General features: G+C 42.6%; 8 protein-coding genes. 2 read left to right on the plus strand and 6 right to left on the minus strand.

The annotated features are described in order from the left end of the window. Positions 1 to 10 precede the first annotated feature (10 nt). The 6 genes from HMPREF0766_RS07025 to HMPREF0766_RS07050 form a co-directional block, all read right to left on the minus strand. Positions 11 to 3,214, minus strand: a complete 3,204-nt coding sequence (locus tag HMPREF0766_RS07025; RefSeq protein WP_002994956.1) for an efflux RND transporter permease subunit — start codon at positions 3,212 to 3,214, stop codon at positions 11 to 13. A 23-nt stretch (positions 3,215 to 3,237) separates the two neighbouring features. Continuing rightward, the gene (locus HMPREF0766_RS07030; RefSeq protein ID WP_002994959.1) at positions 3,238 to 4,440 is read right to left on the minus strand and encodes an efflux RND transporter periplasmic adaptor subunit; all 1,203 of its coding nucleotides are present in this window, start codon (positions 4,438 to 4,440) and stop codon (positions 3,238 to 3,240) included. A 204-nt stretch (positions 4,441 to 4,644) separates the two neighbouring features. Next, positions 4,645 to 5,244 carry a TetR/AcrR family transcriptional regulator gene (locus HMPREF0766_RS07035; RefSeq protein ID WP_002994963.1) on the minus strand — a complete coding sequence of 200 codons (600 nt, stop codon included), beginning with the start codon at positions 5,242 to 5,244 and terminating at the stop codon, positions 4,645 to 4,647. 200 nt (positions 5,245 to 5,444) lie between these two features. After that, positions 5,445 to 7,778: a glycoside hydrolase family 3 N-terminal domain-containing protein gene (locus tag HMPREF0766_RS07040; RefSeq protein ID WP_002994965.1), complete on the minus strand. Its 2,334-nt coding sequence runs from the start codon at positions 7,776 to 7,778 to the stop codon at positions 5,445 to 5,447. 71 nt (positions 7,779 to 7,849) lie between these two features. Beyond that, complete coding sequence (locus HMPREF0766_RS07045; protein ID WP_002994968.1) at positions 7,850 to 9,199, minus strand: sulfatase-like hydrolase/transferase; 1,350 nt, start codon at positions 9,197 to 9,199, stop codon at positions 7,850 to 7,852. 113 nt (positions 9,200 to 9,312) lie between these two features. Next, positions 9,313 to 11,565 carry a glycosyl hydrolase family 95 catalytic domain-containing protein gene (locus HMPREF0766_RS07050; protein ID WP_002994973.1) on the minus strand — a complete coding sequence of 751 codons (2,253 nt, stop codon included), beginning with the start codon at positions 11,563 to 11,565 and terminating at the stop codon, positions 9,313 to 9,315. Positions 11,566 to 11,802: 237 nt separating this feature from the next. Here HMPREF0766_RS07050 and HMPREF0766_RS07055 point away from each other — a divergent pair, with 237 nt between their 5' ends. Both HMPREF0766_RS07055 and HMPREF0766_RS07060 read left to right on the plus strand, forming a co-directional pair. Further along, positions 11,803 to 13,209, plus strand: coding sequence for a Gfo/Idh/MocA family protein (locus tag HMPREF0766_RS07055; protein ID WP_002994975.1), 1,407 nt, complete (start codon positions 11,803 to 11,805; stop codon positions 13,207 to 13,209). Positions 13,210 to 13,271: 62 nt separating this feature from the next. Then, positions 13,272 to 14,762 (plus strand): arylsulfatase, encoded by a 1,491-nt coding sequence (locus HMPREF0766_RS07060; RefSeq protein WP_002994977.1) that lies wholly within the window; start codon positions 13,272 to 13,274, stop codon positions 14,760 to 14,762. Positions 14,763 to 14,764 lie beyond the last annotated feature (2 nt).

Raw genomic sequence — 14,764 nt, forward strand, 5'->3', positions numbered from 1 at the left:
AGTTGGGCAGTTAAGATTGAGAAGGATCGGCTATCTGTAGCTCATGTCCTGTCACAGCTGTAACTGCTGATCCGTTTTTCTTTTTAAAGTTTGGCTTTGATACTTTTTCCTGCAGGCTCTGAAAAATAATAAACAATACAGGTATGATAAATAGACCAAGCACTACTCCGGAAAACATACCTCCTGCAGCAGCAATACTGATGGAATGATTTCCCTGTGCGGAAGGTCCTGTAGCACCCATCATCGGAATCATACCTACAATAAAGGCTAATGAAGTCATGATAATAGGACGAAGACGGAGTTTCGCTGCTTCAAATGCAGATGCTGCGATAGAAAGACCTGTCCTACGCCTTTGAATGGCAAATTCTACAATCAGAATGGCATTCTTGGCCAGAAGTCCGATCAGCATGACAAGAGCAACCTGTACATAGATATTATTTGAAATACCAGTCATGCCGATAGCTGCGAATACGCCAAATATTCCGGTAGGAATAGAAAGGATTACTGCCAAAGGAATAATATAGCTTTCGTATTGAGCGGCCAGCAGAAAATATACGAAGACCAGACACAGAATAAAGATCACTGTAGACTGACCTCCGGAGGTGATCTCTTCTTTAGTCATACCCGAGAATTCATAGGTAAATCCTGACGGCAGCTGCTGAGCGGCGACTTCTTCAACGGCACGGATAGCATCTCCTGAACTGAAGCCCGGATTTGGAATCGCATTGATACCGATAGAATTAAACAGATTGTAACGGGAAGCTGTCTCCGGTCCGTATACACGGTTGAGCCTTACGAGGGTATTGATCGGAACCATCTCTCCAAATTTATTCTTCACATAAATACCGTCCATAGCCGAAGGCTCAGAACGTTCTGTCTTATCAGCTTGGAGCATGACACGGTAATACTTTCCAAATCTGTTGAAATCTGATGCCTGTGCACTACCAAAGTACGACTGCATCGTCTGCAGAATATCTCTTGTACTTACGCTTAGCTGTTCAGCCTTCACATCATCGACTTCCAGTTCGTACTGCGGATAGTCTGCTCTGAATGTGGTAAATGCCATCATTACCTCCGGACGTTGCATCAGTTCTCCGATAAATTTCTGACCTACAGTACTGAATTTACCAAGATCACCTCCTGTACGATCCTGCAATACCATATCCAGACCGTCTACATTACTGAATCCGGGAACAGTAGGAAAAGTGAACACAAAGAAATTTGCACCTTTAATTCCGGCCAGTTTTTGATTGACATCACCCATGATGGCATTGATATCTTTGATATCTCCGCGTTGATCATGCGGTTTGAGCAGAATAAAGGCAACCCCGGCCGAAGGACTTGTCGATTGCGTCAGGATATTAAATCCGGAAAGCACATTGAGGGTCTGTGTAAAAGGCGCATGTTGAAGTTGTTTTTCAGCTTCTCTTAAAGCCTGATTCGTGCGGTCTAATGAAGCTCCGGCAGGCATAGAAAGAGATATGGCAATAAAGCCCTGGTCTTCTGAAGGAATAAATCCGGTAGGCGTTTTGCGTACCATCTGTACAGTCAGCAGGACTACAATGGCTAATCCTGCAAGACCTACCCATTTGTATTTGACCAGAAAGCGGAGACTCCCCACATAGTTTTTTGTCAACCGATCAAAACCTACGTTGAAACCGGCAAAGAATTTCTCTTTAAAGGATACTTTGGGAGCCGGATGTTCGGAGTGCTGCGGTGCTTTAAGAAATAATGCACATAATGCAGGACTCAGTGTCAGCGCATTGATCGCTGAAATAACAATAGCGATGGCCAGTGTAAAAGCAAATTGTCTGTAAAATACACCTGTAGATCCTTCCATAAAACCGATAGGCAGGAATACGGCAGACATGACCAGCGTAATAGAAATAATCGCACCCGTGATCTCACTCATGGCCGAAGTAGTAGCCAGTTTTGGCGGAAGGTGGGTATGTTCCATCTTTGCATGTACCGCTTCCACCACGACAATAGCATCATCCACTACTATACCGATAGCAAGTATCAATGCAAACAGAGTCAGCAAATTGATCGAGAAACCGAAGAGCTGCATAAAGAAGAATGTCCCGATAATCGCTACCGGTACGGCAATAGCCGGAATAAGGGTAGACCGGAAATCCTGAAGAAAAAGGAATACGACCAGAAAAACCAGTAAAAATGCCTCTATAAGGGTATGCTGCACCTGACTGATGGATTGATCCAGCGCATCTTTAGTGTTGTAAAGTACTAAGTATTTTACACCTTTCGGAAAGTCTTTTTCAGCCTTTTCCATTAATTGCTGTATAGCGATCTGGATCTCATTGGCATTAGAACCTGCCAGTTGCATAATTCCGATATTGATACCCGATTTTTCATTAATACGGGTATTACTACCGTACGTATATGCTCCTAACTCTACACGGGCTACATCTTTGAGCCGCAGAATGGAGCCATCTGCATTGGAACGGATAATAATATTTTCATAATCCGCAGGTTGGTTTAATTTACCCTTGTATTTGATGACAAATTCAAATGATTCCCGGCTGCTTTCCCCAAATTTACCGGGAGCAGCTTCTACGTTCTTGTCCTGTATGGCAGCCATGACTTCCGAAGGTGTGAGTTTATAACTGGCCATTTGTTTCGGATCCAGCCATACACGCATAGAATAATCTTTACTGCCACCGAAGATCAAAGCCTGTCCCACACCGGATATACGCTTTAATTCGGGAATAATATTGATCTGGGCATAGTTATTCAGAAAGGTCTGATCATATCGGCTCTCATCTTCTGTATAAAGATCGAGCACCATAATCAGACTGTTCTGTTGCTTAGCTGTAGTAATACCGGCTTGTATAACTTCACTAGGTAACTGGCTGGTGGCCTGTGCCACGCGGTTCTGCACATTCACAGCTGCCTGGTCAGGATCCGTTCCTAACTTAAAGTAAACGGTGATCATCAGTGAACCATCATTACTTGCCGTGGAGCTCATATAGCTCATGTTTTCCACCCCGTTGATGGATTCTTCAAGAGAAGGCGCTACAGCACGAAGTACAGTCTCAGCATTAGCACCCGGATAGAGCGCCATAACCTGTACAGCCGGAGGAGCAATATCCGGAAACTGTTGAAGCGGTAAGCGAAGCATTCCCATTACGCCGAGGATTACGAGCAGGATGGAGATTACCGTCGCCAGTACAGGTCTTTCTATAAATTTTTTAAGCATAGTCTTTTGTGTATTTCAAAATATTATTTGTTGTCATCAACTTTTTCGGTCTGTGGAGCAATGACCTGTCCTTCCTGTAGCATGTCTATTCCTTTGACTACAATACGGTCACCCTCTTTCAATCCATCTTTTACCAGATAATTAGTGCCGGTTTTGCCCAGTACCTGAATAGGTTGTTGCATTACTTTGTTATCCTTGCCAACCGTATATACAAAGATCTTATCCTGAATTTCAAGGGTAGCTGCAGCAGGAACCAATAAAGCCTGATCGATTGATTTACTCAATCTGATACGACCTGTATTCCCACTTCTCAACAATCCGTCCGGATTAGGGAAAGTCGCACGGAGGGTAATCGAACCTGTATTTTTATCGAATTGACCGTCTACCATATCTATTTTTCCGGTATGTTCGTAATTTTGCTGATCAGAAAGTACCAGAGTGACAGGGGGGAGGTTCTTTATTTTCTCTTCTATGGATTTTCCTTTTGCATTATTCTTGAACTGAACAAAATCATTTTCACTAAGAGAAAAGTATACATGCAGATCTCTTATATCTGACAATCCTGTTAAAGCCTGTGCATCCATAGGCGTAATCAGGCTTCCCTGTTTCTTTTGAAGTCGTCCGATATATCCGTCTGAAGATGCGCGGATAAGTGTGTAACCCACGTTTATTTTGGCTGCTTCTATAGCGGATTTAGCTTGTTGTACACTCGCTTTTGCTGCGTTGCGTGCACTGACAGCAGTTTGCAGCTGAAAGTCTGTCAATACTTTGTTGTTAACCAGACGGTTCTTTTTCTCCACTTCCAGCTCCGCATTTTCCAGAGAAGCCTGAGCAACCTGAAGATTAGCTTTTGCCTGATTCAGCTGCTCCTGATAAGGTCGGTCATTGATCTTAAACAGCAATTGACCTTTTGTTACTTTTTGTCCCTCATCCACATAGATATGATCCAGTATACCTTCGATCTGAGGACGTATTTCGACATTGGCCAACGCCTCTATAGATGCCGGATATTCCTGATAGGTAGTTTCATCTGCCATCTGGATAGTCATGACAGGTAAGGCGGCAGGAGGAGGAGTTGCATCTGCTGGTTTACTCGTTCCGGTAGAGCAACTATACAGGAGTGCTCCTGAAAGATAAAAAGCTATTTTAACACTATTAAAAGGTTTAACACTGTTAAATGATAGGCGATAGATCTCTAAAAGATTAGTAAATAGTGATTTTTTCATTATTAAATTAAGATTGTATGATGGGTGCTAAATTATGTTCTTTTAGTTCTGTTTAACATAATTAAATATGCTAACGCTGTTAATTAAATTGTAAAAATAAACTGCCAGTAAGTGACAGAATGGATGCAATGATATTAATTAAATCAATCAAATATTTAACACTGTTAAATTACCTAACAACGTTTTAGTTGCCTGCAAAAAAAATTAATCTTTCAGCGAACGGGTAATACCATAAATAGCATCCCGTAATACTTGTTGATTTGTGGTATCCCCATTTCCCTGATTTACCAGATTAATGGATATAAGTCCGTGAATAACGGACCAGAAAGTAAAATACTTCCGGCATATCAATTCTTCTGAAGGTTGCTGATCTTTCATGATTTCGCGGATGACATCACTTATCAATTTTCCATGTGATTCTACACAAAGGAAAGACTTTTCAAATCCGCAGCACTGGGTACCTACACCAAACATAAGCTGGTACAATTCCTTCTCTTCGAAAGCAAAGTTCCAATACGTAAACCACATTGCTTCTAACTGTTTCTCCAGTTCTGATTCCTGTAATTTCGCCTCTTTAACGCGTACGGACAGCATGATATATCCCTGATTGGCCAATTCAATAAGTATGGCTTCTTTATTTGCAAAATATTCATAGATCATGGGAGCAGTATATTCAATGATATCCGCTATCTTACGCATACTCAATGCATGCCAGCCCTCTTCCTTCACAATCTGAAGAGAGGCATCCAGAATCTTACTTCTGTTTTCATCTTTGAGGCGTTGAATACGTTCTTTGCTACCCATTTTTAACTATATCAAGTTATTTAACATCGTTAAATGAATTGCAAACATCGAAAAAAAAATCATACAAAATGACATGATATTGTCATTAAGTAAATGATCAAAACCGGGATTTGAAAGTAAATCCATGTCAAAATATGGGTTCTGAGGGCTTGCACACTAATTTTAGAGAGGAAATCCATATGATTCATTCTAAAAAAATATTAAATTTCCAGATCCTGCTGCAGTCTTATATCATCAGATGCTGAACCTACACGGATCTTAAAACTGCTGCCCGGTTCCAATACTTTTTTCATCTGTGTATTGATAACAGAAAAATCCCCGGCTGTCAGGACAAAGGAAACCGTTTTGGATTCTCCGGTTTTAAGATGTATACGTTCAAAATGTTTGAGTTGCTGTACAGGCTGGGATACCGATGCATATTGATTACGGATGTACAATTGAGGCACTTCATCACCATCATATTTTCCGGTATTTGTCAATGTAAATGACACGTGGTAATCGGTATTTTCTTTTTGTATTTTCAGATCTTTATATTCAAAATCAGAATAGCTTTTGCCATATCCGAATGCATAAAGAGGGGTTGCTGCTTCTTCTACATAACGATGATCCAACGAACTTTTTCGATTGTAATGAACCGGTATTTGCCCCACACTTCTCGGAACGGAGAGCGGCATTTTTCCTGCAGGATTATAATCTCCGAAAAGCACATCGGCAATAGCATGACCACCTTCCTGTCCGGGATACCAGGCACACAAAAGAGCATCAGCCTGTGTAGCAGCCCAATTCATATTCAGGGGACGGCCCTGTATGTAGATGACAACAAGCGGTTTACCTGTCTGCTTTAGCGCTTTTAACAATTCCATTTGTCTGCCCAGAAGGTCCAGCGTAGAACGGTCAAATCCTTCGCCGCTTTCCATATCACTTACACTTTTATCGGAAGCTACAGCTGCACCTGTGGAGATATATTCAGTCTTAAAATCACGGGCACTGGAACCGCCTACAACAGCCACAATGATATCTGATTGCCGGGCAGCAGTCACTGCAGCCGGGATATCACTGTTAGTCGTATCACGTATAGCACAGCCTTTCACATACGATACCTGTGCCTTGGGAAGACGTGCAGATATAGCCTGACGGACAGTAGTTACAGCTCCGTCTGGTTGCGGAGCAGTATAATCACCCAGCATATTGTATACATTGTCAGCATTCGGGCCTACGATAGCGATTTTAACATCTTTGCGTAGCGGAAGAATATTATTTTTATTCTCCAGCAATACGATCGATTCTCGGGCAACCTGTCTTGATAAGGCAATATTAGATTCGGTTTTAACTTCTTTTTTTGCTGTTTTGACATCTACAAATGGTTTTTCAAAAAGGCCCATTTCAAATTTTAATGCCAGTATTCTGCTGACCGCCTGATCAATGCTGTTTTCCTGCACTTCCCCCTGTTTCACGGCCTCGATCAGTCTTACATAAGCATTGCCGCCGAGGTCTGCATCAAGACCGGCTTCTATAGCTAATATAGCAGCCTGCTTGTGATCTTTAGCAACACGGTGACTTCCTTTTATACCTTCGATACTGCCCAGATCAGAAACCGTAAATCCGTTAAAACTCCATTCTTTACGGAGTATGTCCGTCAGTAAAAATTTGTTTGAAGAGCAGGGGATTCCATCTACTGAATTGTAGGCAGCCATTACAGATTTGGCTCCTGCAGCTACAGCTGACTGAAAAGGTGGAAGAAAATATTCCCGGAGTTCACGTTCGCCTACACTGGCTGCACTACCGTTATGTCCGCCTTCTGGAATACCATAAGCAACAAAATGCTTTAGTGTAGGGATAGTAGCAAACGGATCAGAAAGGTTACCTGATCCTAATCCTCTAACAATAGCTGCTGCCAGCGTACCGGTCAGTACTGGATCTTCGCCATAGCTTTCTTCCACGCGTGACCAGCGCGGATCACGGGAAAGATCTAATACAGGGCCATAACTGATATGAGCACCTTGTTGTCTTACTTCTTTCGCTACTGTAGCAGACATTTTTTGCAATAAGGCCGGATTCCAGGTAGAAGCCTGACCTATTCCTGTCGGAAATACAGTCGTACCAATGGCCATATGACCATGAGGAGCTTCTTCGGCAAGAAAGACAGGGATGCCGAGACGTGTATTTTCTATGACATATTTTTGCAGGGCATTCGCAGCTTCTGCAGACAACTGAGGATTCAGACCATTGGCAATTGTCTTTTGTGTCCAGGGATCAGCTCTCAAGGTTGCCCACAACATTCCGATATGTTTGTTAGCTACGATATCCTTGAATTTTTGTGATACGGTCACTGTATTTCCTTTTCGTTCATACATTTCCCAACCAAGCGGACAAAGCAACTGGCCTACTTTTTCTTCAAGGGTCATGCGCTGAATCAAATCCCGGGTTCTTATCTCAACGGATTGGGATGCGTCTTTGTAAACAGGTTTTTGGGCAGCTAATGGCAATGGAACGGATAGCAATAAAGTGTAGATGACTACAGATAATTTCCTCATGAATAAATGGTGATGTAAGTTTATTTTAATTTATTTGTAATAAGGTGCTTATGTTTTCTTTTCTTCAGTTTTTATTTATGTGACTTCTTTGTGGTACTGTAGGTGTCCAGACCGGCATCAAAGGCATCAAACAGTGCTTTTAGCTCTTGTGCTTTTTCCGGAAATTCACTAATGACATTCGTTCGTTCACTCGGGTCGTAGGAGATATTAAATAATTCTTTTGCGGCTTCGTAGGGTTTGCCGGAATTGTTATTCACACCTGCAGGCAGCTCTCTGTATTTCCAGCTTCCCTTTCTTACAGCTTCTACCTTACCGTGATTGACCAGATAAATAGGTCTGTGATCTGCTGTTATATTTTCAGATTTAGAAGTCAGCAAAGCTGCGATAGATTGGCCATCTAATGTTCGGGATGCCGGAACCGAAGCTCCCGTCCATTCCGCCAGTGTAGGCAGTATATCGACATTGCTGATCGCATTACGGAGCGTGAGTCCTTCAGGAGTATGGCCTTTCCAGTACGTTATAAAGGGCACACGTACACCTCCTTCGTAGGTTTGTGCTTTTGATGCGCGAAATACTCCGGCGGTACCAACATGCCAGTTTTTGGTTTTATGATCGCCGCTCATACGGACAGGATATTCAATCCAGGGCCCGTTATCACTGGAAAACATAAAAATCGTGTTGTCCGCAAGTCCCTGTTCCTCCAGACTGGCCCACATAATAGCGAGCTGTCTGTCCAGATCTTCCAGTACTGCACCTAACGGACCGGCAAAGTGCAGGTCTTTCATGCGCCCGGATTCAGCTGAAAAGGCGACTGGAAGATGCGGCATATTATGAGCATAATAAAGGAAAAAAGGTTCACCCTTCTTTTGCTGGCTAATATATTGTTTCACTTCTTCTGTATAAATCCGGCTAAGTGCAGAGTCTGCAGGCCGGGTAACAACAGGAGTCTGATTTCTGAATATTTTTATGGTTGTATCGGTTTTGACATACGGATCTCTGTAGTCATGACTGTAGAGCATACCATAGAAATAATCAAAGCCCTGCTTATTAGGCAGGTACTCTCCATGATCACCCAGATGCCATTTGCCGATCAAAGCAGTACGATAACCTTTTTCCTTTAACATTTCTGCAATAGTCACTTCCTGTGCCGGCAGGCCGTTTTTGGCACCCGGACCTATAGGATCAGGCAGATTATATCGGGAGGCATAGCGTCCCGTCAGCAGAGAGGCGCGGGAAGGGGTACAGGAAGGACTCGTTACCATATAATCTGTAGCACGTACTCCTTTAGCTGCCATTTTATCTAAAAAAGGAGTCGCTATACTCGGGTTTCCGTAACAGCCTAAGTCTGAATAGCCCAGATCATCTGTCAGAACAAAAATAATATTAGGTTTTTGTTGTGCATATCCAGCTATGGAAATCATGCACAGTAGGTATAAAAGTATAGGTTTGAGATTCATGCGCTAAAAATATAGAATAAATTATTAAAATCAGAAACAGACAGCTTAATGCCTCTTTTAGTAAACGCATAGCTGTGTTACAATGCTGAAGCTGTCAATTCTAATTCTTCATTGGCTTTTAGAGAAATAGTATAGGTATCCTGATCCTTTACAAGAGATTTGCCATTTTTTGTTTTTAAAGCTTCATCCGATCTTAAATGTAATACCCCTGTACGATTTGCTTTGATCTTTACGGATTTCAATAGGCCATGTTCCTTACTTGCGCTGATTACAAATCCTCCTTCGGTAAGGAGATTGGTAAAGGAAACATCAGTCCACGATTGCGGAACAGCCGGAAAGACTTCTATATATCTGGACTTGCTCTGAAGCAACAGCTCGTGTATGCCTTGTGCAAATGCGAAATTGCCTTCCAATGTAAAAGGTCTGTATGTGAATCCGGAATATTGTCCTCCCTTCTGATCTCCGTTGAGATGAAATGAATTTGTTGAACAAAAATTACCAGCAAATTTTTGAAGATTGCTCACAGCCTGATCTGCTTCTTTGGCCCGGGCATGAAGACATGCCATCCACGTAAATGAGTAACCAACCCATGCGCGTGTACCCAGTTTCTCGAGATGTCTCAACGATTTGAGGATGACCTTAGCATCCGGAGGATTGTTGATATCCAGTCTTCCCAGCGGATAAATGGCCATATATGGAGACATATGCCGGTGTGAATGTTCCATGCGTACACCGGGAGCCATTAACATACCGCTGTCATCTGTGGCATAATCGGGTAGCTGGGAAGCTATTTTCTTCCAGTCTGCCGTCTCCGTCTTACGCCCGGTGGCTGTGCTGACTTCTGCTGCTGCATCAAACAGAAAACGTGCTAATCCCAGATCAAAATTGGTCCAGTCTTTAAACCAGGCATTTATACTGTTATCATTGTATTCCGGGCTGGAACTTAAGGGTAAATATCGTTTCCCTTCCCGTAGTTCCGTTATATTTTTCAGATAAGTAGCTGCTGCAATAATATAGGGATAGGCTCTTTCTTTTAAGAAAACATCATCCATGCTGTATTTCCACTGCCAGTAAAAATGCTGAGCCGTCCACGCACTTACAGTAGGGGAAAGAGAATACTGTATCCATCCGCCCATAGGCAGACCATTTAAGGTAAGTACGCCGGGAATATTAAGGCCTTCCACTCCAAAATAATGTTTAGTATAATCCACATTGGCTTCCCGGATACGCCAAAGCCAGTCCGTGTATGTCGCAGCTTCAGCCAGCCGGTTGCCGGTATAAGCCGGCCAATAGCTGAGCTGTGTGTTCAGGTCATTGTGAAAATCACCTTTCCATGGTGGGAGACCTCCGTTATCTGCTGTCCATACAGCCTGTAAAGTGATGGCCGGTGCCCCTTTACGTGCCACTGCCCCCAACTTATACATGTCGAGATAATACTGTCGCTGGAGTAAGGTGTCAGGAAGAGACACCGATGACTTGTTCCAGTACCTATTCCACCAGCTAAGGTGGCTGTTTTGTAAGGCTTGTTCAGATTTTTTATTCATTTTTTCTGATACATCTGCCTTCCGGTTATTGCTTACAGTCCACATACCGATCAGTTTATCCTTTCCCGATCTTCTCCATTCCAGCTCTACTTCATAATAATTGTTATCATAAGTAGGCTGGTGAAGTAACTGGCGCTGTGCAGAATTCTTTAATATGCCCTGTTTATACCCCAGCCTTGCCAAATGCTGGCCTTCTACTACACTGACATTCGTGGTGCCGGTTCCTTTTGCCTCATACTGATGTGGCAGCAATCGGGGAATCAGCTTGTCTATCTGCTTTGCGCATATCTCAAAATAGCCGATTGGTTCAGTTGCATGTATATAGCATCTGAAAGTATTTCCGTTATCAAATATGATTGTATTTTCTGCACGCCGGATATCCAGGATGTTGCTAATTGCTTTACCCAATACGGAAAGATCAAAAGACAGCGCTGCAGCCGGAAGTTTGGTGGGGTAGGGCGACACATCATACGGAGCATCCCCCCATTGCTGCACCGCTTCGTAAGTCTTGTTGTTTACCTGCTCTTGCACCCATCTGAAATTATGCTGCTGCCATTCGAATGCTTTATGTTCATCCCAGAGATCCGCACGGTCAAGAGATAAGCGTAGTGTATTATCTTTTTGCCAGATCAAAGCTCCCAAAATACCATTTCCGAGAGGAATGGCTTCATCCCATCTTGTCGCAAGATGATCGGATTGCAGATTATACTCCTTCAGGTTTTGGGCTTGCAGATGCAGCACAACATAAACCATCAGGTACAACAGGACAGATTTCTTTATATTCATAATTGATAAGGGGTAGAATCCATAAAGTTAAAGGTTTGGAAGAGGAAGAATTGCACTTATTTTAACCATTTTAGCAACAAAATTGACATTTTTTGTTTCGTTTCCCTGAGTATTTAAAGGTGTTGGATTTTGTAATTGGCTAAATAAGTTGTAGATATGGTTAATTTTGGTTTATTAAGGTTGAGATCTATCTCTTATCTTTATAGATTCAATCTATCTTTAATTATTATAAACCTTATGAATTCTAACCGAAGAGATTTTATCAAACTCGCCGGACTGTCCAGTCTAAGCGTCCTCAGCAGCAGCCTGTTGGTGCAAGCCAATACCTCTATACCTGAAACAAGTGAAATTAATAAGCTGGCAGGACTTAAAACGTTCAATATGTGTGGTTTTAAGGCTCCAAAACTTGAAAAAGTAAGAGTTGGTTTTATAGGTGTGGGCAATCGCGGATCGGGTGCGATATACCGGATGAACCATATCGATGGAGTAGAAATAAAAGCCATCAGTGACATCCGCAGAAATATAGCAGAGCGCTCACTTAAAAACGTATCAGGTCCTGTCCCCGATATATATGCTGACAAGGAAGATGAATGGAAAAAACTTTGTGATCGTAAGGATATAGACCTTGTATATATCTGTACACCCTGGCATCTGCATACACCCATGGCTGTATATGCGATGAAAGCAGGCAAGCATGTCGCAATAGAAGTTCCTGCTGCAACAACAGTGGAAGAATGCTGGCAGCTGGTCGAAACTTCAGAAGCCACAAAAAAGCATTGTATGATGCTGGAAAATTGTTGCTATGATTTTTTCGAACTGATGACACTCAATATGGCAAGGCAAGGGGTATTTGGTGAGATATTACATGGCGAAGGTGCATATATTCATGACCTGCTGGACAGCAATTTTGATAAGAATTCCTATTATGATATGTGGCGTCTGAAGGAAAACTTCCGCAACGGAAATCTATACCCTACGCATGGTCTGGGACCGGTATGTCAGATCATGGATATCAACAGAGGAGATCAGATGGATTACCTGACTTCTGTCTCTACCAATGATTTCAGTATGTCAGCCAGAGCTAAGGAATTGGCAGCCAAAGATGATTTTTATAAGCAGTTTGCGAATAAGCAATTCAGAGGAAATATGAATACCACTACTGTCCGTACACATAAGGGCAGGACTATTATGTTGCAACACGATGTCTCAAGTCCCCGTCCGTATTCCCGTATTCATGCCATAAGCGGCACAAAGGGATACGCGCAAAAGTGGCCTGAACCGGGGAAGATTGCCTTTGGACATGACTGGATCTCTGCAGACGAAATGAAGAAGCTGGAACAGCAGTATACACCCGAAATTGTGCTGAAAGTTGGAGAAATGGCTAAGAAAGTCGGGGGGCACGGCGGTATGGACTTTATGATGGACTGGAGATTGATCGATTGCCTGAGAAACGGACTTGCATTGGATCAGGATGTGTACGATGCGGCACTTTGGAGTGTCATAGGACCGTTGAGCGAGAAGTCGGTCAAAAACAGATCAAATTCTGTAGATATACCTGATTTTACAAAAGGAGCCTGGAAGACCAATCAGCCTGTAGAACTTACGCTGAAGGGTGGTGGCACTACAGGTGTCAAAGGCAAATAATAATACGTAATAAAAGATTCCGGAAATACTTCCGGAATCTCCCGTTTATAGAGCACTATACTATGACACAGCCTTACTTAAAGGTATTCATTTACCTGCTGGCATCTGTAACATGTCTTATTGCTAAGGGTCAACAGCTAAAGCCTAATATTATTTATATCTATGCTGATGATCTGGGCTATGGCGAAATCGGAGCCTATGGTCAAAAGCTTATACAAACCCCTCATCTGGACCGGATGGCTGCTGAAGGAATGAAGTTTACACAGCATTATACTTCTTCACCCGTATGTGCGCCCGCACGTGGAATGTTGCTAACCGGAAAGCATGGCGGACATGCCTATATCAGGGGTAATTATGAAATGGGTGGATTTACAGATGATACAGAGGGCGGGCAGATGCCGTTGCCGGAAGGAACCTTTACGATACCCTTAATGCTAAAAAATGCCGGTTATACAACCGGGATAATAGGTAAATGGGGGTTGGGAATGGTAAATACTACCGGTGATCCCAATAAGCAGGGCTTTGATTATGCTTACGGATATCTGGATCAGAAGCAGGCTCACAATTATTATCCGACACATCTGTGGGAAAACGGGAGCTGGGATACCTTACGGAATAAAGAAGTGAATATGCATACGCGAATCAATCCGCAGACCGCTTCTGATGCTGACTTTCAAAAATATGAAGGACTTGACTACGCACCTGAAAAGATGACGAAAAAGGCTTTGGCTTTTATCGATCAGCATCAGGATAAACCTTTTTTCCTTTATCTGCCCTACACCATCCCTCATGTAGGCCTGCAGGCTCCTCAGGAATGGGTAGAAAAATATATAGGGAAATTCAAAGAAGAAAAACCATACTACGGGGAGCAAGGATATAATCCATCCCGATACCCTCTGTCTACCTATGCCGCAATGATAAGCTATCTGGATGCGCAGGTAGGGCTTTTATTGGACAAGATCAAAGATCTTGGTCTGGATGAACATACCATTATTATGTTTTCCAGTGATAACGGAGCTACTTTTAACGGAGGAGTTCAGACTAAATATTTCAATAGCCTAAGCAATCTTCGGGGGTATAAAATGGATCTTTTTGAAGGCGGTATACGAGAACCGTTTATTGTCAGATGGCCGGGCAGTATAAAAGCAGGAACACAAAGTGATCTTATATCCGTACAGTACGATATGATGGCAACTTTTGCCGAATTAGCCAATACTAAAACCAATAATACTGACGGCATTTCATTATTGCCCACACTTACAGGGCAGACAGAAAAGCAGCAACAACGGGAGTATATCTATTTTGAATATCCTGAAAAAGGTGGACAGGTAGCCGTCCGGATGGGACAATGGAAAGCTGTGCGTATTGACGTTAGAAAAGATAAGGACAGTCCATGGATGTTATTTAATCTGAATGAAGACCCTTCAGAACAACTTGATGTGGCAAAAGAGCATCCGGATATTATAAAAAGAATGGATGAAATCCAGCTGCGTGAACATCAGAATTCACATCTACTGGAATGGGAATTTCTGAACAATAAGATGAAAAAGTAATA

The organism is Sphingobacterium spiritivorum ATCC 33861 (assembly GCF_000143765.1).
Classification (GTDB): Bacteria; Bacteroidota; Bacteroidia; order Sphingobacteriales; family Sphingobacteriaceae; genus Sphingobacterium; species Sphingobacterium spiritivorum.

Bases quoted from the DNA above. Each gene is read 5' to 3' on its own strand.
- HMPREF0766_RS07025 (WP_002994956.1), bottom strand. From the start codon at position 3,214: ATGCTTAAAAAATTTATAGAAAGACCTGTACTGGCGACGGTAATCTCC.
- HMPREF0766_RS07030 (WP_002994959.1), bottom strand. From the start codon at position 4,440: ATGAAAAAATCACTATTTACTAATCTTTTAGAGATCTATCGCCTATCA.
- HMPREF0766_RS07035 (WP_002994963.1), bottom strand. From the start codon at position 5,244: ATGGGTAGCAAAGAACGTATTCAACGCCTCAAAGATGAAAACAGAAGT.
- HMPREF0766_RS07040 (WP_002994965.1), bottom strand. From the start codon at position 7,778: ATGAGGAAATTATCTGTAGTCATCTACACTTTATTGCTATCCGTTCCA.
- HMPREF0766_RS07045 (WP_002994968.1), bottom strand. From the start codon at position 9,199: ATGATTTCCATAGCTGGATATGCACAACAAAAACCTAATATTATTTTT.
- HMPREF0766_RS07050 (WP_002994973.1), bottom strand. From the start codon at position 11,565: ATGAATATAAAGAAATCTGTCCTGTTGTACCTGATGGTTTATGTTGTG.
- HMPREF0766_RS07055 (WP_002994975.1), top strand. From the start codon at position 11,803: ATGAATTCTAACCGAAGAGATTTTATCAAACTCGCCGGACTGTCCAGT.
- HMPREF0766_RS07060 (WP_002994977.1), top strand. From the start codon at position 13,272: ATGACACAGCCTTACTTAAAGGTATTCATTTACCTGCTGGCATCTGTA.